15 protein-coding genes are annotated in these 20,483 nt (G+C 71.5%); 2 read left to right on the forward strand and 13 right to left on the reverse strand.

What is annotated here, in order from left to right:
* Positions 1-39: 39 nt before the first annotated feature.
* On the reverse strand, positions 40-3,285 hold the full coding sequence (locus ACI2L3_RS26130) for a putative bifunctional diguanylate cyclase/phosphodiesterase (protein ID WP_404754814.1): 3,246 nt from the start codon (positions 3,283-3,285) through the stop codon (positions 40-42).
* Positions 3,286-3,491: 206 nt separating this feature from the next.
* The gene (locus tag ACI2L3_RS26135; protein WP_404754815.1) at positions 3,492-4,445 is read right to left on the reverse strand and encodes a 2-hydroxyacid dehydrogenase; all 954 of its coding nucleotides are present in this window, start codon (positions 4,443-4,445) and stop codon (positions 3,492-3,494) included.
* Positions 4,446-4,562: 117 nt separating this feature from the next.
* Here ACI2L3_RS26135 and ACI2L3_RS26140 point away from each other — a divergent pair, with 117 nt between their 5' ends.
* The gene (locus ACI2L3_RS26140; RefSeq protein WP_404754901.1) at positions 4,563-5,591 is read left to right on the forward strand and encodes an aldo/keto reductase; all 1,029 of its coding nucleotides are present in this window, start codon (positions 4,563-4,565) and stop codon (positions 5,589-5,591) included.
* A gap of 61 nt (positions 5,592-5,652) precedes the next feature.
* On the forward strand, positions 5,653-6,816 hold the full coding sequence (locus ACI2L3_RS26145) for a PQQ-dependent sugar dehydrogenase (RefSeq protein ID WP_404754902.1): 1,164 nt from the start codon (positions 5,653-5,655) through the stop codon (positions 6,814-6,816).
* Between the two features lie 15 nt (positions 6,817-6,831).
* On the opposite strand, the gene ACI2L3_RS26150 is transcribed toward ACI2L3_RS26145, so the two are convergent.
* The 11 genes from ACI2L3_RS26150 to gatC form a co-directional block, all read right to left on the reverse strand.
* A complete protein-coding gene (locus ACI2L3_RS26150; protein ID WP_404754816.1) occupies positions 6,832-7,065 on the reverse strand; it encodes a DUF6191 domain-containing protein in 234 nt (77 codons plus the stop codon).
* Positions 7,066-7,145: 80 nt separating this feature from the next.
* Positions 7,146-10,274, reverse strand: a complete 3,129-nt coding sequence (locus ACI2L3_RS26155) for an AAA family ATPase (RefSeq protein ID WP_404754817.1) — start codon at positions 10,272-10,274, stop codon at positions 7,146-7,148.
* A 67-nt stretch (positions 10,275-10,341) separates the two neighbouring features.
* Positions 10,342-10,542, reverse strand: a complete 201-nt coding sequence (locus ACI2L3_RS26160) for a hypothetical protein (RefSeq protein ID WP_404754818.1) — start codon at positions 10,540-10,542, stop codon at positions 10,342-10,344.
* Between the two features lie 221 nt (positions 10,543-10,763).
* A complete protein-coding gene (locus ACI2L3_RS26165) occupies positions 10,764-11,435 on the reverse strand; it encodes a hypothetical protein (RefSeq protein WP_404754819.1) in 672 nt (223 codons plus the stop codon).
* 35 nt (positions 11,436-11,470) lie between these two features.
* Positions 11,471-12,061 (reverse strand): GNAT family N-acetyltransferase, encoded by a 591-nt coding sequence (locus ACI2L3_RS26170; RefSeq protein WP_404754820.1) that lies wholly within the window; start codon positions 12,059-12,061, stop codon positions 11,471-11,473.
* Positions 12,030-14,300, reverse strand: a complete 2,271-nt coding sequence (locus tag ACI2L3_RS26175; protein ID WP_404754821.1) for an MMPL family transporter — start codon at positions 14,298-14,300, stop codon at positions 12,030-12,032. Before ACI2L3_RS26175 ends, ACI2L3_RS26170 begins: the two co-directional genes overlap by 32 nt.
* Before the next feature lie 224 nt (positions 14,301-14,524).
* Entirely contained in the window at positions 14,525-16,660 is a 2,136-nt protein-coding gene (locus ACI2L3_RS26180) for a phosphocholine-specific phospholipase C (RefSeq protein WP_404754822.1), read from the reverse strand.
* Positions 16,661-16,896: 236 nt separating this feature from the next.
* Positions 16,897-18,411, reverse strand: coding sequence for an Asp-tRNA(Asn)/Glu-tRNA(Gln) amidotransferase subunit GatB (gene gatB / locus ACI2L3_RS26185; RefSeq protein ID WP_404754823.1), 1,515 nt, complete (start codon positions 18,409-18,411; stop codon positions 16,897-16,899).
* Positions 18,412-18,427: 16 nt separating this feature from the next.
* Positions 18,428-18,667, reverse strand: coding sequence for a hypothetical protein (locus ACI2L3_RS26190; protein ID WP_150216050.1), 240 nt, complete (start codon positions 18,665-18,667; stop codon positions 18,428-18,430).
* On the reverse strand, positions 18,664-20,157 hold the full coding sequence (gene gatA / locus ACI2L3_RS26195; RefSeq protein WP_404754824.1) for an Asp-tRNA(Asn)/Glu-tRNA(Gln) amidotransferase subunit GatA: 1,494 nt from the start codon (positions 20,155-20,157) through the stop codon (positions 18,664-18,666). The genes ACI2L3_RS26190 and gatA overlap by 4 nt, the downstream gene beginning before the upstream one ends.
* Before the next feature lie 5 nt (positions 20,158-20,162).
* Complete coding sequence (gene gatC / locus ACI2L3_RS26200; RefSeq protein ID WP_362999093.1) at positions 20,163-20,459, reverse strand: Asp-tRNA(Asn)/Glu-tRNA(Gln) amidotransferase subunit GatC; 297 nt, start codon at positions 20,457-20,459, stop codon at positions 20,163-20,165.
* Positions 20,460-20,483: the final 24 nt, after the last annotated feature.

Below are 20,483 nucleotides of genomic sequence, written 5' to 3' on the forward strand. Positions count from 1 at the left end.
GCGCATGGCATTGACCCTCCCCCCGGCACGCATGGTGTGTCAAGTAGGTGGGACGGGGGTCTCATCATGTGAACGGGCGTAGGGCGAGGGGCCGCTCGCGTACGTGCCCGGGGAGCCGCTCGCGTACGTCCCCTGGGAACCGCCCGCGTACGTCCCCGCGGCGCCGCTCGCGTAGGGCCCGGAGGACCCTCCCGCGTACGCAGCCGGGGGTCCGCCCGCGTAGGCCGACGCCACGCCGCCGTACGTCCCCGGACGGCCGCCCGCGAGCACCGGCTCGGCCGGGCCGTGCGGCACCGGATACTCCCCGAGGGTGAGCGCCCGGCGCAGCCGGTACTCGTCGAGGGCCCCGGAGAACGCCGTCCCCTGCCCGTGCGTGCAGCCCATCGCGCGCAGGGCGACCACCTGCTCGGGCAGGTCCACGCCGTCGGCCACGGAGACGAGCCCCAGGTCGTTCGCGATGCGCAGCAGACCCGCGGTGATCTTGTGCAGCCGCGCGGACTCGACGACGCCCTCGATCAGCCCGCGGTCCAGCTTCAGGACATCGATGGGGAGCCGGCGCAGTGCGGTGATCGCCGCGTACCCGCTGCCGAAGCCGTCGAGCGCGATGCGTACGCCGAGCCTGCGCAGGGACGCCAGACGGCGCTCCAGGTCGTCCAGCGAGACCCGGGGGTCGCTGTCGGCGAGCTCGACGATGAGCGCGCCGGAGGGCAGGCCGTGCCGGGTCAGGAGCGCCTCGATGGAGCCCATGGGCATGGACCGGTCCAGCAGACGGCGCGCGCTCATCCGGACGGCGACGGGCACCGCGAGGCCGCTCCGGCCGCGCTCGGCGGCCTGCTCGACGGCCTCTTCCAGCATCCAGCGGCCCAGCTCGGCCGCCCGGCCGCCGTCCTCGCCCTTCTTCTCGGACACGCGCAGGAATTCGGCGGGCGTGAAGAGGATGCCCTGCGCCGAGCGCCAGCGGGCCTGGGCGGCGACCGACGTGATCCGGCCGTCGTCGAGCCGGACCACGGGCTGGTGCAGCAGGGCGAACTCGCCCTCGTGCAGCGCGGCGCGCAGCCGCGTGGCGAGCTGCGCCTTGCGGACGACGTCGGCCTGCATCTGGGGCGCGTACAGCTCGACGCGGTCCTTGCCCCCGGCCTTGGCGCGGTACATCGCCAGGTCGGCGTTGCGGAGCAGCTCCCCCGCGCCGATGCCCGGTTCGGCGAAGGCCACACCGATGGACGCCGCTACGCGCACGTCGTTCCCGTCGATGGCGTAGGGCTGGGACAGGGTGATTCTCAGCCGGTCGGCGAGCTCATAGATGTGCCGTTCTCTGGCGGCCTGGTCTCTTGTCCCGTCGCCGACGATGAGGGCCGCGAACTCATCGCCGCCGAGCCGGGAGGCGGTGTCGCCCGAACGCACCGCCTCCTGGAGTCTGCGCGCGGCCTGGATGAGGAGCTCGTCCCCGGCCTGGTGTCCGATGGTGTCGTTGACGGCCTTGAAGCCGTCGAGGTCGATGAAGAGCACGGCCGTGCCGCGGTCGGTCACTCTGCGGCCGGCCAGGGCCTGGCCCACGCGCCGGGTGAACAGGGCGCGGTTGGGCAGGTCGGTGAGCGGGTCGTGCTCGGCGTTGTGCTGCAACTGCGCCTGAAGCCGGACCCGTTCGGTGACGTCTCTGCTGTTGAAGATGAGGCCGCCCTGGTGGCGGTTGACGGTGGATTCCACGTTCAGCCAGTCGCCGTCGCCGGACTTGAAGCGGCACTCGATGCGGGTGGTGGGTTCCTCGACGGGGTTGGCTGCGAGGAATCTGCGGACCTCGTGGACGACCCGGCCCAGGTCTTCCGGGTGCATGAGCGAGGCCAGTTCGGAGCCGACGAGCTCTTCGGCGTCGCGGCCGTAGACCCCGGCGGCGGCCGGGCTCACGTAGCGCAGGATGCCGTTGGGCGCGGCGATCATGATGACGTCGCTGGAGCCCTGCACCAGGGACCTGAAGTGGTTCTCCTTCTGGGCCAGTTCCTGGGTGAGCGTGATGTTGTCCAGGAGCATGATGCCCTGGCGCACCACGAGCGCGAGCACCACGGTGCCGGCGGTGAAGAGCACGACGCGGTCGACACTGCGGCCGTTCAGCACGTTGTAGAGAATGCCCAACGTGCAGACGGCGGCGGCGAGATAGGGCGTGAGGGCGGCCAGCGATCCGGCGATCGGACGGGTCGCGGCGGCCCGTGGCTCCTCGGGGGCGCTGTCGTACTGCACGCGCGCGTGGCCCGTCCCGCGCCCGCCGTCCACGTGCCAGGGGGCGGCCCACGGGGCGTACGCGAGGAGCAGCGAGCCCGCGAACCAGCCCGCGTCGAGCAGCTGGCCCGAGCGGTAACTGGCGTGCAGCAGCGGCGAGGTGAACAGCGCGTCGCACATCACGGTCAGGGCGAGCGCGCCGATCGCGGTGTTCACCGCGGTGCGGTTGGCGGACGAGCGTCTGAAGTGCAGCGCCAGCACCATGCTGACCAGCGCGATGTCCAGGAGCGGGTAGGCGAGGGAGAGCGCGGCGTACGCGACGCTCTGCCCCTCGAACTGCGCGGTGTGCGCGAGGGCCAGGCTCCAGGAGAGCGTGAGGAGCGAGCCCCCGATCAGCCAGGAGTCGAGGGCCAGGCATCCCCACCCGGCCTTCGTCACCGGACGCTTGGCGAGCACGAGCAGTCCGATGATGGCGGGCGGGGCGAAGCAGAGGAAGAACAGGTCGGCGAGGCCCGGACTGGGGACGGGCCGCTCGAGCACGACCTCGTACCAGCCCCATACGCCGTTGCCACAGGCTGCCATCGCGGAGGAGAGCGCGAAGAGCAGCCATGCGGGTCGAAAGCGGCTGCGGCGGGTGCGGGAGTAGCGGAAGCAGGAGATCGCGGCGGCCGCCGCCGCGATGCTCAGCCCGAAGTCGCCCATGATCATGGCGAGTCGGTCCGATCCCCAGCCGAGCGCCGAACCCGCCGCGTACGCCCCGCAGACCAGCAGGAGCACCAGCTGGGAGACGAGTCCGCGGCCACCGGGCAGCGGGCGCCGGATCAGCGGCAACCTGGACGGCAGGGCCGCCACGCCCCCGTCGAGGACGGGGGTGGAGGTCGGGCGGGCACTCACCGGGCCGCCCTGGTCCGTGCCGCCCCGGGATCCGCCCGGCGCGCCCGCCGGGCGGGCCGGCAGGTGCGCTGGTGCGTGCGGCGACGGCCGCTCGTGCGGCTCCCGGCTCGCCTGCGTCTGCGGGCCGGTGTGCGCCAGAGTCGCCGGCTGCGGTCCCGCCGCGTCGGATCGTTCGCCCATAGGCCGTACATCGCCCGTCGCCCCCCTCGCAGTCTGATGTCTCGTCCCCGGCGCCGAACGGTCCACGGCGCATCCCCTGTCGGGACGATACACCAGACTCGTCACTCAGGGACATAGCTCCTCTACGCTCCGTGACTGTCGGAGGGAAAGCGAACACGGGGCGCACGCGGTCGGGCGCGGAGCGTACGCAAATCGCTCTCGGGCGATCAACTGGCCGTTGTCAGTACCACGTTGTCGAGGGGCAGTCCGGCGACGTACTTGGTCAGTTGCGCGGCCAGCAGGCGCTGGGCGCGGGGCCGGAACGCCGACGTGGAGCCGCCCACGTGCGGGCTGATGAGTACTCCTGGAGCGTGCCACAGGGGATGACCTGCGGGCAGCGGTTCCGGGTCGGTCACGTCGAGGGCGGCGGTGATGCGGCCGGAGTCCAGTTCGGCGACGAGCGCCTTGGTGTCGACGACGGGGCCCCGGGCGACGTTGACCAACAGCGCGCCGTCCTTCATGCGGGCCAGGAAGTCGGCTCCCACCAGGCCGCGCGTGGTTTCGGAGAGCGGTGTCGAGAGGATGACGACGTCCGCCTCCGGCAGCAGCGACGGCAGGTCGGCGAGCGGATGCACGGGACCGCGCTCCGTGGCACGGGCAGAGCGCGCGACGCGCGCCACCCGCGCGCATTCGAAGGGGGCGAGCCTGTCCTCGATGGCGGAACCGATCGCTCCGTAGCCCACTATGAGCACGGATTTGTCGGCGAGCGCGGGATAGAAACCGGACCGCCACTCCTCCTGCCGCTGCCCCTCCACGAAGCGCGGGATTCCCCGCAGCGAGGCGAGCGTCAGGGCCAGCGCGAGCTCGGCGGTGCTCGCCTCGTGCACCCCACGGGCATTGCACAGCCGCACACCGGGAGCCAGGAAACCGATGCCCGGCTCCACGTGGTCGATGCCCGCGGTCAGTGTCTGTACGACGCGTACGGACGTCATCGCGGACAAGGGGCGTACGGCGATCTCGGTGCCCTTCATATAAGGCACCACATAGAAGGCGCAGTCGGCCGGGTCGGCGGGGAACTCCGGGCCGCCGTCCCAGAACCGGTAGTTGAGGCCCGCCTCGGAAGCCTCGGGGATCCCCTGGATCTCGTGCGGTTCGAACGGGAGCCATACATCTGTCGTCATGACCAGGAGGCTAATCCGGGCCGGTGCGCGCTGCCCTCGGGAGGGCAGCGGTCGGGGCCGCGGCGACAGCGGATAGTTTGGATGATCTCCGAACCAGGAGCGGGAGGGTACGGCCAGGTGGAGCGCAGGACGATCGGCGCGGGGGCGCTCGAAGTGGGCGCCGTCGGACTCGGCTGCATGCCGATGAGCTGGGCGTACACCGGCTCGCGGCAGCGCGGTGACGCGTCGGTGCGCACCCTGCACGCGGCGTTGGACGCCGTCGGCGCGGCCAGGGGCGGCGGGGGGCTGCTGCTGGACACCGCCGACATGTACGGGCCCTTCACCAATGAGCTGTTGATCGGCAGGGTGCTGAAGGAGCGGCGCGCGGAGGCGTTCGTGTCGACGAAGTGCGGGCTGCTCGTGGGTGAGCAGCACATCGTCGCCAACGGCCGCCCCGGCTACGTGAAACGGGCCTGCGACGCGTCGTTGCGGCGGCTGCAGACGGAGACCATCGACCTCTACCAGCTGCACCGCGCCGACCCCGAGGTGCCCATCGAGGAGACGTGGGGCGCGATGGCCGACCTCGTCGCCGCGGGGAAGGTGCGGGCGCTGGGGCTGTGCGCGGTGGGGGCGCGTGCCCATCGGCGTGCGGCGCCGGGGCGGCCGGGGCCTGGGCTGCACGACGCGACGATCCGGCAGCTGGAGCGGGTGCAGCAGGTCTTTCCGGTGAGCGCGGTGCAGGCCGAGCTGTCGGTGTGGTCGCCGGAGGCGCTGGACACGCTGCTGCCGTGGTGTGTGGCCCGCGGGATAGGTGTCCTCGCTGCGATGCCGTTGGGGAATGGTTTCCTCACGGGCACGCTCAAGCCCGGCCAGGGTTTCGAGCCGGACGATCTGCGGGCCCGTCACCCGCGCTTCACCGCCGAGATGATGGCGGCCAACCAGCCGCTGGTGGTGGGGTTGCGCCGGGTGGCGGAGCGGCACGGGGCGACGCCGGCGCAGATCGCGCTGGCGTGGGTCCTCGCGCAGGGCCGGCACGTGGTGCCGATTCCGGGTGCCAAGCGGGAGCGCTGGGCGGTGGAGAACGCCGGGGCGGCCGCGGTGCGGCTGACGGAGGAGGACCTGGCGGAGATCGCGGCGCTGCCGGCCGCGCTGGGATCGTGGGACTGAGTTCGGGAACCTGCGGGGCGCGAGCGGTGTATGAACAGTAGAAGCGCTGCGTCGAAGGGACCTGATCGTGCAACGACCTGCTGTTACGGCCGTTCTGGCCGCTGTCTCCCTCGTGTTCGCGGCCGGATGCTCGTCCGGCGGCGATGAGCCGGACCATCCCGAGAGTCCACCGGAGCGGGAGACGTCGAGCCAGTCCCCCACCGGGAAGGCGGGCGCCGAGGCCCCACCGGAGAAGGGTTCCGCGAAGGTCACCCGCACTCTCGCCACGGGCCTCAAATCGCCCTGGGGCCTCGCGGCGCTGCCCGACGGCGACCTGCTGGTCTCCTCGCGCGACGAGGGGACGATCACCAGGATCGACGGGAAGACGGGCAAGAAGACGGAGCTCGGCTCGGTGCCGGGCGTCTCCCCCGGCGGCGAGGGCGGCCTGATGGGCCTCGCGCTCTCTCCTTCGTACGCATCGGACCATCTGGTGTACGCGTACTTCACGACGGAGTCCGACAACCGCATCGCCCGCATGCTGTACGACGAGAAGAAGCCCTCGGGCGAGCAGCTGGGCGCTCCGGACACGGTCTTCAAGGGCATCCCCAAGGGCATGATCCACAACGGCGGCCGGATCGCCTTCGGCCCGGACAAGATGCTGTACGCGGGCGCGGGGGAAACGGGTGAGACGGATCTCGCCCAGGACAAGAAGTCCCTGGGCGGCAAGATCCTCCGCCTCACTCCGGAGGGTGAGCCGGCCCCCGGCAATCCCTTCGGCGACTCCGCCGTCTATTCGTACGGTCACCGGAACGTGCAGGGCCTGGCCTGGGACGAGGAGAAGCGGCTCTGGGCCTCGGAGTTCGGCCAGGACACCTGGGACGAGCTGAACGAGATCAAGGCCGGCGGGAACTACGGCTGGCCGGAGGTCGAGGGCAAGGAGGGCAAGGAGGGGTTCCGGGACCCCGTCGCCCAGTGGAAGACCTCGGAGGCCTCACCCAGTGGCGTCGCCTATGCCGAGGGATCGGTCTGGATGGCGGGCCTGCGGGGCGAGCGGCTGTGGCGCATTCCGGTGCGGGGCGTGGCGGGCGATCCGGAGCCGCAGGCGTTCCTGAAGGGTGAGCACGGCCGGCTGCGCACGGTGCTCGCGGCGGGCGGCGACAAGCTGTGGGTGGTCACCAACGAGACGGACTCGCGGGGCACACCGGAGAAGGGGGACGACAAGATCTTGGAGGTGCAGGTGAAGTAAGAGCGGGCGAGCGGGTCAGCTGTCCGGCTCCGGCTCGTCGGGCGGGGGTATCTCCTCGGCGCTCGGCGCCTCGTCGGAGCGTGGCTCCGGGACGGGTGGGCGTACGACCACCTTGCCCGAGGACAGGTCGATCGGTCCGCGTCCCGGGTCGCCGTCGGCGAGGTCGACGCGGGTCATCTCCAGGCGCTTCTGTTCGTCGTCGGTGTGCTTGCGCCCCGGCGCGAACAGAGCCTCGATCGCGTTGAACACTGCGCCTCCCAGGAGCCGAGATCCTGCTGTCAAGCGTAAGCGAGGCCGCCGGAAACCGGCCGGAGACAGGAAAGCGCAGGTCAGCGCCGTGCGGTCGGCTCGTCACTGGTGGGGAACAGCCGGAGCCGGTGGGCGAGCGCGGCGGCCTCGCCGCGGCCGGTGACGGACAGCTTGGCGAGGATGTTGGAGACGTGGACGCTCGCCGTCTTCGGGGAGATGAAGAGTTCCTCGGCGATCTGGCGGTTGCTGCGGCCCGCCGCGACCAGTCGCAGGACGTCCCGCTCCCGGCTGGTCAGGCCCAGCGCCTCGGCGGGGTGGGCCGGGGCGGCGGGGGTGCGGACGGCTTCGGCGGGGTTCAGGGAGAGGCGGGCGCGCTGGGCGAGTCCGGTGATGGAGTCGGAGAGCGGCCGGGCGCCGAGCCGGTCGGCCACCTCTTTGGCCTGGCGCAGCAGTTGGGCGGCGCGGTCGCGGTCGGTGGTGTCCGAGGCGAGGAGGGATTCGGCCAGGCGCAGGCGGGCCTGGGCGAGGTCGTAGGGGCGGTCGAGGGGTTCGAGGGCGGTGACGACGGTGGTCCAGTGGGCGGGGCGGTCGCGGCCTTCGGCGCGCAGGAGTTCGGTGCGGGTCCATTCGTCGTGGGCGAGGGAGAGCGGGGTGGGGGTGGCGAGGGACTTGGTGACGGCCCGGATCCGGGCGAGGGCGGCGGGGCGGCCGGGTTCGGCGGCGGGCAGGCCGCGGGCGTCCGCCTCCATCGTGGCGGCGGCGAGGAGCAGGGGCCAGCCGTATTTGTAGGTGCCGACGGGGAGGCCGGTGGCGAGGCCGCGTTCGAGTTCGGCGCGGCCGTCGAGGATGCGGCCCTCGGCGGCGGCGAGGCCGAGGGCGATGCGGATGAGGACGAGGAGGTACTGGGGCTGTGGATCGTGGGTGCCGAGGTGCTGGTGGGCGGTGTGCATGTGGCGGGCGGCCGCGGCGTACTCACCGCGGTAGAGCGCCATGCGCGCGGATCGTTCGGAGGCGGATACGCGCGGTTTTGAGCTCTGGACGCAGCGCTGGGTCTCGGCGACGGCGTCGGCGGCCTCGTCCCAGCGGCCGAGGGAGATGAGTGACTCGGCGACGTTGGCCCAGACCCAGCCCTCGGTGTCCACCAGACCGTACTTGCGGCAGAAGTCGATGCCCTCCATCGCGACCCGCACGGCTTCGGCGGAGCGGCCGACGCCTTCGAGGGAGGAGGGGAGGTTGATGTGGACCCGGCTGAGGTTGGTGACCAGGGCGTCCCGGACGACGCGGTCCCTGACCTCGTACATCTCGGCGAGGCCCGCCTCGGGGTCGCCGGCCTCGACGAGGAGGGCGCCGCGGGTGAGGCGGGCATTGAGCTCGATGGTGTCGGCCTTGACCATGCGGGCGTACTCGACGGCGCGTTCGGCGGCGGCCAGGGTCTCGGGGCCCGGATCGTGCAGCATGCCCCAGGAGGCGCGGTGGACGAGGACGTCCGCGTGCACCTCGGAGGGCGGCAGGCCGCGCATCAGCTCCTCGGCCTTGGCGATCTCCGTCCAGCCGTCGCCGCGGCCGAGGGTGGAGACGAGACGGGAGCGGGCGACCCAGAACCAGGCGGAGCGGTGGGCATCGTTCTCGCCGTCGAGGAGTCGCAGGGCGCGCTTGGTGATTTTCAGGGCGCGGTCGCGTTCGCCGCAGAGGCGGCCGGCGACCGTGGCCTCGGCCATCAGGTCCAGATAGCGCAGGGGGGAGGTGACGTGGTCGTCGGCGCAGGCGCAGGCGGGGTAGCCCTCGACGTAGTCGGCGGGGCGGAGGTCTTCGCGGACGGACTCGGGGGCTTCGTCCCAGAGCTCCATCGCCCTCTCGAGCAGGCGGAGTTGCTCGGCGTAGGCGTACCGGCGGCGGGCCTCGACGGAGGCCTCGAGGACGGCGGGCAGGGCCTTGGCGGCGTCGTGCGCGTAGTACCAGTAGGTGGCGAGGCGGGCGGCGCGCTGGTCGGCGGAGACGAGCGTGGGGTCGGCCTCCAGGGCCTGGGCGAAGCGGCGGTTGATGCGGGAGCGCTCGCCGGGGAGCAGGTCGTCGCTGACGGCCTCGCGGACCAGGGAGTGGCGGAAGCGGTAGCCGTCGCCGTCCGGCGAGGCGAGCAGGATGTTGGCGCCGACGGCCGCCCGCAGTGCCTCGATGAGGTCGTCCTCGCAGAGCCCGGCGACCTCGGCGAGCAGTTCGTACTCGACGGTGGAGCCGCCCTCGGCGACGATCCGCGCCACCCGCTGGGTGTCCTCGGGCAGCTCCTCCACGCGGACGAGAAGCAGGTCACGCAGGGAGTCGGTCAGGCCCGCGCAGCTGCTGCCGTGGGAGGCGACGGCGAGCTCCTCGACGAAGAAGGCGTTGCCGTCGGAGCGGTCGAATATGTCGTCGACCAGGGGCTGTTCGGGTTCGGTGGCGAGTATGCCGGCCATCTGGCGGGCGACTTCGTCCTTGCTGAAGCGGCTCAGCTCGACGCGGCGCACGGTGCGGAGCCGGTCCAGTTCGGCGAGGAGGGGGCGCAGGGGGTGGCGGCGGTGGATGTCATCGGCGCGGTAGGTGGCGAGGAGGACGAGGCGGCCGCCGCGCAGGGTGCGGAAGAGATAGGCGAGGAGGTGGCGGGTGGAGGTGTCGGCCCAGTGCAGGTCTTCCAGGACGACGACGATGGCGCGGTCGCGGGAGAGGCGCTCCAGGAGGCGTGCGGTGAGTTCGAAGAGGCGGGCCGTGCCCTCGTCGGACCTGCCTCCGGGGGCTTGTCCGTGCGCGGTGTGCCCTTGTGCGGTGTGTCCGTGTGCGGCGGGGCTTGCCAGTTCGGGCAGCAGCCGGGCCAGCTCTTCCTCCTGGCCCTCGGCGGCGGCGGCCAGTTCGTCGGGGAGTTGGCGGCGCAGCGAGCGCAGTGCGGTCGAGAAGGGGGCGAAGGGGAGGCCGTCGGCGCCGATCTCCACGCAGCCGCCGACCGCGACGACGGCGCCGGACTTCTCGGCGGCCGCGGCGAATTCCTCGACGAGGCGGGTCTTGCCGACCCCCGCCTCACCCCCGAGCAGCAACGCCTGCGGCTCGCCCGGGCCGGGGCCCCCGGCTCCTTCGAGCGGGGTGCCCGTGGCGCGGGCGAGCGCTTCGTTCAGTACGCCGAGCTCATCGGACCTGCCGACGAACACCGGGCTCACGGACCTGGTCTGCACAGCCGCGAGCATCGCACAGTGCGGGGACGGCGCGGCACCCGATGTCCGAGGAGCGGGCACCGGCGCAGGCCCCGCCATGTCAGGCGGCCCGCGTGAAGCGGAGCTTCCGCCGTGTGGGGCGGCTCATCCAGAGCGTCGTACTCACCCGCCCCTCGGCTTCTTGGCGGGCCGAACGGCGGGCGGCGGCGCGGACCTTGCGGGCCTCGCCGAGCAGGCGCTGGTGGTCGGCCTCGCGGCTCAGCTCGGCGGCGCGCATCTGGTGCATCTCGTACTCGAACATCTCGTGCCCCTCGGGTTGTCGGTGGTATCGCCGATGTCGTTCTCCGCGATGTCTCCACTTTCGTCTCCCAGGGGGGTCGCCCACATCGGGCGGGTGCCGCATCTCCGGGGTGCCGAGGGCCTTAGGTACGACGAAGGGCGGGGCGGGGGCCTTAGCCCCTGCCCTGCCCCTGCCTTATGTACGCGGTTCGTTCCCTGTCCCGTGCGCGCGGGAGCGGTGGCTCAGGAAGGTGCGGACGGAATTCCGAGCAGCAGGTCGGAGTACTTGGCGATGGCGAGGATCAGTCCGATCACGCCGAGCGCGACGCCCGCCCACGCCACGGACTTGATCCACGGCGCCTGCTCCTTGCCGGGGGCGCCGAACGCGGGCCGCACCAGCACCAGGAAGCCGACGACCAGCGCGGAGAGCGCGAAGACGCCGGCGATCAGCGCGGTGGCCTGCCAGGAGTCGCCGTACATGGCCTGGAGCTGGTCGGAGACGCTCGCGGACTGCTTGGTCTCCAACTGCCCCATGATGTTCGAGCGCGCCCCGGCGATCGTGCCGAGCCAGCCTCCGGAGAGGCCGATCACGCCGAGCGCGGCGGACACGACGGCCGCGGCGCCCTGGCCGACACCGGCGGATCCCGCGGACGCGACGGGTGCGACGACCTCCGCGTCCACATCGTCGTCCGCGTCGTCGTCCGCGTCGTCGTCCGCGCCGTCGTTCTCGGCGGCGTTCTCGGTGGCGTTCGCCCCCGCCTCGGGGTTGGTGTCCTCGGGCCCGGCGGCGTCGGCCGCGTCGGACTTCGTGACGTCGACCGTCTCCGGCTTCCCGGCCCCGGTCACTTCGTCGGCCTCGGCCTCGGTCCCGGCCGCACCTTTGGCGCCGGCCGCGTCATCTGTCTTAGTACCCATGCCCCGCACCGTACGGACGGAGTCTGAGAGCTCCCTTAACGCGCGTCCGCCGCCAGTGCGTCCCGCGCCGCCTGTGCCTCCCGCGCCGCCCGCCACTCCGGGGCGAGGACGGACCAGACCTCCATGTCGTGCCGTATCCCCTGCCAGGGGAAGCTCTCCCGCAGCACGCCGTCCCTGGTGAACCCGAGCCGCTCGGCGGCCGCCTTGCTGCGGTCGTTGCGCGAGGAGACCAGCCACTCCACGCGATGCATGCCGCGCTGGTCCACGGCCCAGTCGATGAGGATCCGCGAGGCCTTGTTCACGAGGCCGCGCCCGGCGGCCGACGGCTCCAGCCACACACCGATCTCACAGCTGTCGACTCTCGTGTCGAAGATCCGGAAGAGGACACCGCCGACGAGCGTGCCGTCCAGCCAGATGCCGTAGAAGCGCCCGGTGTCGGCGGCCTGCTTGTCGGCGTACGTCTGGAGGTGCTTCCGCGCGGTCTCCAGGTCCGTCACGGTCGCGGTGAAGGGCACCCAAGGCCCTGCGTACTCCCGCGCCCGCCCGACGTGGTCGAGGAACTCCTGCGCCTGCCACGGCTCCAGCGGCCGCAGCTCAGCGCCCTCGGCCAGCGATATCGCGAACATCCCGCTCCTTCAGCCCGCTCCCGTCGACGTCGGCCTCGACGTCGTCCAGCTGTCCGGGGATCTTCGCAGGTTCGCCGCGCGAGTTCGAACGACATTCGGGCGGCTCGATGCTGATGCGCGGCAGGACGCGGTCCAGGCGGCGCGGCAGCCACCAGTTGGCGCCGCCGAGCATGTGCATCAGGGCCGGCACGAGCAGCGTACGCAGCACGAAGGCGTCGAGGGCGACGGCCGCCGCGAGCGCGATGCCGAACATCGCGATGACCCGGTCGCCGCTGAGGACGAAGGCGAGGAAGACCGAGATCATGATCACGGCGGCCGAGTTGATGACGCGGCTCGTCTCGGCGAGGCCGACGCGGACGGCCCGCCGGTTGTCGCCGGTCTCCAGCCACTCCTCGTACATCCGGCTGACCAGGAAGACCTGGTAGTCCATGGAGAGCCCGAAGAGGACGGACACCATGATCACCGGCAGGAAGGGCTCGATAGGACCGGCCCTGCCGAGCCCGAGCAGTTCGCTCCCCCAGCCCCACTGGAAGATCGCGACGACGACGCCGAAGGCGGAGGCGACCGCGGCGACGTTCATCGCGGCGGCCTTGAGGGGGATGCCGATGGACCGGAAGGCCAGCAGGAGCAGGACGCAGCCGAGGCCGATGACCACGCCGACGAAGAGCGGCAGCTTGCCGACGATGACCTCCGCGAAGTCGTCGTAGCTCGCGGTGACACCGCCCACCGACACGTCCAGGGAGCTCTCCGCCTCCACCTCTGGCAGGACGTCGTCGCGGAGCCGGTCGACGAGTGCGCTGGTCTTCTGGGACTGCGGCGCGGAGTCGGGGACGACGGTGAGGAAGGCGGCGCGGCCGTTGTCCCCGTAGGTCGCGGGGGACACGGAGGCGACGCCTTCGGTCGACCTCAGCGTCGTGGCGAGGTCGTCGACGGCCACCCGGTCGCCCGCTCCGTAGACCTCGCTGACGAGGGTCAGCGGACCGTTCACGCCGGGCCCGAAACCGGTGGCCAGGAGGTCGTACGCCTGCCGGGTGGTGGCCTTCGCCGGGTTGTTGCCCTGGTCGGAGGTGCCCAGGTGCAGGCCCAGGGTGGGCAGCGCGAGCACGGCCATCACGAGGACCGCGACGGCGCCGAGCAGCCGGGGGTGGCGCTCCACGAAGACGGCCCAGCGGGCGGCGAGGCCGGTCGGCAGCTCCGGTTCGGGTCCGTGTTCGGCGATCCGGCGGCGTTCGCGGCGGCTGAGGGCGCGCGGGCCGATCAAGCCGAGGAGGGCGGGCAGCAGGGTCACGGACGCGGCGACGGTGAGGACGACGGTCAGCGAGGCGGCGATCGCGACGCCGTTGAGGAAGCCGAGCCGCAGGATGAGCATGCCGAGCAGGGCGATGCAGACGGTGGCGCCCGCGAAGACGACGGCGCGCCCGGTGGTGGAGACCGCGCGCTCGGCGGCTTCGGCCACGGACAGGCCGCGTTTGAGGCCCTTGCGGTGCCGGGTGACGATGAAGAGGGCGTAGTCGATGCCGACGCCGAGCCCGATGAGGGTGCCGAGCATCGGCGCGAAGTCCGCGACGGTCATCACGTGGCCGAGCAGCACGATGCCCGCGTACGCGGTGCCGACGGACACCAGGGCGGTGGCGATGGGCAGGGCGGACGCGGCGAGCGAGCCGAAGGCGAGGAAGAGCACGACGGCGGCGACGGCCACCCCGACGATCTCGGCGACCTGGGCGCTCTTGGACTCGGTGAGCCCGATGGCGGTGCCGCCGAGCTCCACTTGCAGGCGGTCGGACGCGGCGGCCTTGGCGGTGTCGACGACGGCCTGCGCGTCGGCCTTGTCCATGTCGTCGGCCTGTTCGCGGAAGGTGACGGTGGCGTACGCCGTACGGCCGTCCGCGCTGACCCGGCTCGTGTCCTTGCCCTCGTACGGCCCGGTCACGGAGGCCACGGCGGGCAGGTCGGCGATCTTGTCGAGCGTGTCGGACATCGTCTGCTCGACGTCGGCGGCGCGGACCGAGGTGCCGGGGCCGGTGTGCCAGACGACGGTGTCGCTGTCACCGCCGAGCCCGTGGAAGTTCTCGTTCAGGAGCTGGGTCGCCCGGCCGGACTCGGTGCCCGGGACTTCGTAGTCGTTCGAGTACGCGGATCCCGCGACGGCGGCGGCCGAGGCGGCGCCGCCAAGAGCGAGGAGCCACAGGAGAACGACGACGAGTCGGTGCCTGACGCACCACCGTGCGAGTGCTGCCACGGACTGGCTCCCTGGATGGTTCTGTGGATCTTCATCGGGAGCAGTAGTCAACCAACTGGACAGCCCGCAAAGAACGCATGAGTGGCGACATGTGCGCCGCAGTCACTTTGACAGCCCTTGATGATCGTTGGTCCGTTTCGTGGCCATACTCACAAGAGCACAAGGCGTGCGCGGAGGCACCAGAGGCACCTCCGCGCACCCAGGCGGGCCGACGGTCCGGGCGGTCAGCCCGAGACGCTCGCCCGGCCGTTCTCGATGTGGCCCATGAGGCGGCGGCGGAAGCCGGGGGCGCCTGCGGCGGTCACCTCGACGTCGTACCAGCCGTGCTCGCCGGCGGTGTGCCAGGCGACGGTACGGCTGCTGCGCGCCCTGACGCGGACGGTCCGGGTGCGGCGCCTGATGTCGTCCTCGTCCACATAGCCGAGGGGCTTGACCGTGAAGACCAGGTCGTGGCGGCCGCGGTTGGCCAGGGTGAGGTGTATCTCGCGGCGGGTGATCGCGGAGGCGAGCCGCGCACCGCCGTCCGTGACGCCGCCCTTGCCGCCCTTGGCGTCCCTGCTTCCGGCGAACTCACGCCGGAAGCCGTTCGGCCCGGTGACGGTGAAGGCATACGCGTCCCCCGGCACCGGCACGCTCCAGGAGCCCTTGCGCGCGACGTCCTGGTGGAGCGGGACCGTGAACTCACCGGCGTACGGGTAGAGCGCGAAGTGCGCGCTGGAGCTGCCGCCGTTGCGCAGCCGCACCGTGAGCGTGCCGTCCTCGGCGGGCTTCACGTCGGCGTCCGGCTGGTAGGGCAGCGGGCGGGCGCGGCGGGTGCCCGGCTCCTGGACCGGCATGGACTGGTTCAGAGGCGGCTGCGGGGCCCAGCGGCCGCTGAACGCGGGGATGGCGCCGGGCTGCTCGACGTCGGGCATGCGGTGGCCGCGCCGGAAGTCGAAGGCGCCGGTGAGGTCGCCGGTGACCTTGCGGCGCCAGGCGCTGATGTTGGGCTCCCGCACCCCGGTCCACTTCTCCAGGAAGCGCACGACGGAGGTGTGGTCGAAGACTTCGGAGCAGACGTAACCGCCGACGGTCCACGGCGAGATGACGAGCATCGGCACGCGGGCGCCGAGGCCGGTCGGCTTCCCGTCCCAGCGCTCTTCCTTCTCCTCGGCGGAGTCGCCGCCGGGCACGGGCGGCGGGACGTGGTCGAAGAAGCCGTCGTTCTCGTCGTAGTTGATGAACACGGCGGTGCGGCGCCAGACCTCCGGATGGGAGGCGAGGGCGTCGAGCACCTTGTAGACGATGGTCGCGCTGTGGATGGGCGAGGAGACGCTGGGGTGCTCGGAGTCCACCGCGGAAGGCACCAGATAGGTGACTTTCGCGAGCTTGCCGGCCGCGACGTCCTTCGCGAACTCCTCGGCGAGCTTGCCGGTCGGCACGCGCCGCAGGCCGCGCTCGAACAGCGACCGCTCGCTCCTGGTGAGGGTCGCGACGCCGTTGTCCAGGGCGGCGAGCAGCCGCGCGCGCTCGGCCTCGTCCTTGGTGTCGCGCACCTTGGCGTAGAAGGCCTCCATGTAGGTCAGCCCGGTGCCTGCCGCGGTGAGGGCCTTGCGGGCGATGGCCTTGAAGGTGGTGAAGAACTCGATCTGGTTGTCGGTGAAGTTCTCCCACTCGGTGTACGTCCGCCAGCTCACGCCTGCCTTCTCCAGGCGCTCGGCGTACGTCCCCCAGCCGTAGCCGGGGTGCGTTCCCTCGGCGTACGCGTCGTTGCCGACGGCCCGCTTGCCGTTGGCCTCGTAGCCCGTCTTGCCGCTCCACAGGTGGTTGCGGTTGGGGCTGGTGGAGGTGTGGATGGAGGAGTGGTAGGCGTCGCAGACGGTGAAGGTGTCGGCGAGTTCGTAGTGCAGCGGGATGTCCTGGCGCGTGTAGTACGCCATGGTGGCCGCCGTCTTGGCGGTGATCCAGCCGTCCATCCAGCCGTCGTGCCAGGCCTTGGCGCCGCCGCTCCAGGAGTGGTCCAGGTCGCCGATGTACTGGAGGTCCTTCTTCTGCGCCTCGGCGGCCTCGCGGACGGGGAAGGGCAGGATCGTGCGCAGGGCGGCGGGCTGTTCGAAGACCGACTTGCCGCTGGGCAGCCGGATGGCGTTGCGGTCGCCGAAGCCGCGGACGCCGCGCAGGGACCCGAAGTAGTGGTCGAAGGATCGGTTCTCCTGCATGAGGATCACCACGTGCTCGATCTTGTCGAGACCGCCGTCCTTCGGCGGCTCCTGCGCGAGCGCCTCCTGCAGCGACGGCGGCAGGAAGGAGCCGACGGCGGCGGCGCCGAGCGCGCCGCCGCCGATCGCCATCAGGCGTCTGCGCGAAATCTCCGGAGTCACGTGCGACCTCCCAGTAGTCCTGGCCAACATCCAATGGTTCTCTGCTGATCCATTGACCTGTTCGGCGGGGACGCTAGTGACGTCCGGTTTCCTTGTGAAGGCTGCGGGACGAAGTCGGCGTGAACGTCCAAGAGTTCACCAGGACTTCCGGATGCGAGTCCAGGCCTTCCGGATACGAGTGAGGGGGCGGCGCCCCTGTCGGGTGCGCCGCCCCCTCACCGGGAGGAAGTCAGACCTCAGCCCTCGCTGACGCCCAGCTTCTCCAGGATGAGCTCCTTGACGCGGGCCGCGTCGGCCTGACCGCGGGTGGCCTTCATGACCGCGCCGACCAGCGCGCCCGCGGCCGCGACCTTGCCGCCACGGATCTTGTCCGCGACGCCGGGGTTGCCGGCGATGGCCTCGTCGACGGCGGCCGTCAGCGCGCCCTCGTCCGAGACGACCTTCAGGCCGCGCTTCTCGACGACCTCGTCCGGGGTGCCCTCGCCCTTCAGGACACCCTCGATGACCTGGCGGGCCAGCTTGTCGTTGAGGTCACCGGAGGCGACGAGCTCGGCCACCCTGGCGACGTACGCCGGGGTGATCGGGAGCTCCTCCAGAGCCACACCCGATTCGTTGGCGTTGCGGGACAGCTCGCCCATCCACCACTTGCGGGCCGACGCCGCGTCGGCGCCCGCCTCGATGGTGGCGACGATCGGCTCCACCGCGCCCGCGTTGAGGATCGACTGCATGTCGTGCTCGCTGATGCCCCACTCCTCGCGGAGGCGGTTGCGGCGCACGCGCGGCATCTCGGGCAGACCGGCCCGCAGTTCCTCGACCCACTCGCGGGACGGGGCCACGGGGACGAGGTCGGGCTCCGGGAAGTACCGGTAGTCCTCGGCGTTGTCCTTGATGCGGCCGGAGGTCGTGGAGCCGTCGTCCTCGTGGAAGTGCCGGGTCTCCTGCACGATGGTGCCGCCGGAGCTCAGGACCGCCGCGTGGCGCTGGATCTCGAAGCGCGCAGCGCGCTCCACGGACCGCAGCGAGTTGACGTTCTTCGTCTCGCTGCGGGTGCCGAACTCCTGCTGCCCCTTGGGGCGCAGCGAGAGGTTCACGTCGCAGCGCATCTGGCCCTTGTCCATGCGGGCCTCGGAGACGCCGAGCGCCTTGATGAGCTCGCGCAGCTCGGCGACGTACGCCTTGGCGACCTCGGGGGCGCGCTCGCCCGCGCCCTCGATCGGCTTGGTGACGATCTCGATGAGCGGGATGCCGGCGCGGTTGTAGTCCAGGAGGGAGTGCGAGGCGCCGTGGATGCGGCCCGTCGCGCCACCGACGTGCGTGGACTTGCCGGTGTCCTCCTCCATGTGGGCGCGCTCGATCTCCACGCGGAAGATTTCGCCGTCCTCCAGCTGGACGTCCAGATAGCCGTTGAAGGCGATCGGCTCGTCGTACTGCGAGGTCTGGAAGTTCTTCGGCATGTCCGGATAGAAGTAGTTCTTCCGGGCGAAGCGGCACCACTCGGCGATCTCGCAGTTCAGCGCGAGGCCGATCTTGATCGCGGACTCGACACCGATCTCGTTGACGACCGGCAGCGCGCCGGGCAGGCCGAGGCAGGTGGGGCAGGTCTGGCTGTTCGCGTCCTGCTTGAGCGCGGTCGAGCAGCCGCAGAACATCTTGGTCTTGGTGCCGAGCTCGACATGGACCTCGAGGCCCATGACGGGGTCGTACGTCGCGAGGGCTTCCTCGTACGACACCAGGTCAGTAGTGACAGTCACGGTGAAACTTTCCCTCTCAGCCCAGCAGGACGTCGTCGTCGCCGAGGCGCTTCAGCTCGCGCACGAGCAGGGCGACGCCGGTGACGATGGCGGCAGCGGAGACGACGGCGTCCACGAGACGGAGCGTGTCGTGGTCAGAGCGGGCCATCCTGGCCTGCTTGAGCACGCTGACCGCGCCGAAGGCGGTGGTGCCGATCGACAGGTACGTGCCGGTCTTGGACTTCTTGAAGCCCTTGGCCTTGTTCAGTGCACTCACAGCGACGGTGCCTCCTCAAGCAGCGGGTGTCCCCACTTTTCCACGAAGGCGGCCTCGACGGCAGCACCGACCTTGTACAGCCGGTCGTCCTTCATGGCGGGGGCGATGATCTGCAGTCCGACGGGCAGGCCGTCCTCCGGCGCGAGGCCGCAGGGCAGCGACATGGCGGCGTTGCCCGCCAGGTTGGTCGGGATGGTGCACAGGTCCGCGAGGTACATCGCCATCGGGTCGTCGGCGCGCTCGCCGATCGGGAAGGCGGTGGTCGGCGTCGTCGGGGAGACGATCACGTCGACCTGCTCGAAGGCCGCCTCGAACTCGCGGGTGATGAGCGTGCGGACCTTCTGGGCGCTGCCGTAGTACGCGTCGTAGTAGCCGGAGCTGAGCGCGTACGTACCGAGGATGACGCGGCGCTTGACCTCGTCGCCGAAGCCGGCCTCACGGGTGAGCGCGGTGACGTCCTCGGCGGACCTCGTGCCGTCGTCGCCGACGCGCAGGCCGTAGCGCATGGCGTCGAAGCGGGCGAGGTTCGAGGAGCACTCGGAGGGCGCGATCAGGTAGTACGCGGAGAGCGCCAGGTCGAACGTCGGGCAGTCCAGCTCGACGATCTCCGCGCCGAGCTCCTTGAGGAGCTCCACGGACTCGTCGAAGCGCTGGACGACACCGGCCTGATAGCCCTCGCCGCGGAACTGCTTGACGACGCCGACGCGCATGCCCTGGACCGAGCCGTTGCGCGCGGCCTCGACGACCGGCGGGACCGGGGCGTCGATGGACGTCGAGTCGAGCTCGTCGTGCCCGGCGATGACCTCGTGCAGCAGGGCCGCGTCGAGGACGGTGCGGGCGCAGGGGCCGCCCTGGTCGAGGCTGGAGCTGAACGCGACCATGCCGTAGCGGGAGACGCCGCCGTACGTCGGCTTGACGCCGACCGTGCCGGTGACGGCCGCGGGCTGGCGGATCGAGCCGCCGGTGTCGGTGCCCATGGCGAGCGGGCTCTCGTACGCGGCGAGGGCCGCGGAGGAGCCGCCGCCGGAGCCGCCCGGGATGCGGGTGAGGTCCCAGGGGTTGCCGGTGGGGCCGTACGCGCTGTTCTCGGTGGAGGACCCCATGGCGAACTCGTCCATGTTGGTCTTGCCGAGGATGACGACGTCGGCGGCCTTCAGGCGCTTGGTGACGGTCGCGTCGTACGGCGGGATCCAGCCTTCGAGGATCTTCGAGCCGACCGTGGTCGGCACGCCCTCGGTGGTGAAGATGTCCTTGAGCGCGATCGGGACGCCGGCCAGCGGGCCGAGCTGCTCGCCCCTGGCGCGCTTCTCGTCGACGGCGCGGGCCTGCGCGAGCGCGCCCTCACGGTCGACGTGCAGGAAGGCGTTGACCTTCTCGTCGACGGCTTCGATACGGGCCAGGTGGGCCTCGGTGACCTCGACCGCGGTGAGCTCGCCGGAGGCGATCCTCGACGCGATCTCGGCGGCGGTGAGCTTGATGATGTCCGTCATGATCTTCAGTCCTCCCCCAGGATCTGCGGCACCTTGAAACGCTGCTGCTCCTGGGCCGGGGCGCCAGAGAGCGCCTGCTCGGTGGTGAGCGACGGACGGACCTCGTCCGCGCGCATGACGTTCGTCAGCGGCAGCGGGTGCGAGGTCGGCGGTACGTCTTGGTCGGCGACCTCCGAGACGCGGGCGACCGCGCCGATGATGTCGTCGAGCTGTCCGGCGAAGTGGTCGAGCTCCTCGGCCTTCAGCTCCAGACGTGCAAGGCGGGCGAGGTGGGCGACCTCCTCGCGCGTGATGCCAGGCATGCGGCGATCCTCAGGGGTGAGTGT

The organism is Streptomyces sp. NPDC029674, assembly GCF_044903205.1.
GTDB lineage: Bacteria > Actinomycetota > Actinomycetes > Streptomycetales > Streptomycetaceae > Streptomyces.

Excerpts from the sequence above, each read along its gene's own strand:
- ACI2L3_RS26160 (WP_404754818.1), bottom strand. The coding sequence starts at position 10,542 with ATGTTCGAGTACGAGATGCACCAGATGCGCGCCGCCGAGCTGAGCCGC.
- ACI2L3_RS26170 (WP_404754820.1), bottom strand. The coding sequence starts at position 12,061 with ATGTTCGCGATATCGCTGGCCGAGGGCGCTGAGCTGCGGCCGCTGGAG.
- ACI2L3_RS26165 (WP_404754819.1), bottom strand. The coding sequence starts at position 11,435 with ATGGGTACTAAGACAGATGACGCGGCCGGCGCCAAAGGTGCGGCCGGG.
- ACI2L3_RS26130 (WP_404754814.1), bottom strand. The coding sequence starts at position 3,285 with ATGGGCGAACGATCCGACGCGGCGGGACCGCAGCCGGCGACTCTGGCG.
- gatC (WP_362999093.1), bottom strand. The coding sequence starts at position 20,459 with ATGCCTGGCATCACGCGCGAGGAGGTCGCCCACCTCGCCCGCCTTGCA.
- gatA (WP_404754824.1), bottom strand. The coding sequence starts at position 20,157 with ATGACGGACATCATCAAGCTCACCGCCGCCGAGATCGCGTCGAGGATC.
- ACI2L3_RS26135 (WP_404754815.1), bottom strand. The coding sequence starts at position 4,445 with ATGACGACAGATGTATGGCTCCCGTTCGAACCGCACGAGATCCAGGGG.
- ACI2L3_RS26155 (WP_404754817.1), bottom strand. The coding sequence starts at position 10,274 with ATGCTCGCGGCTGTGCAGACCAGGTCCGTGAGCCCGGTGTTCGTCGGC.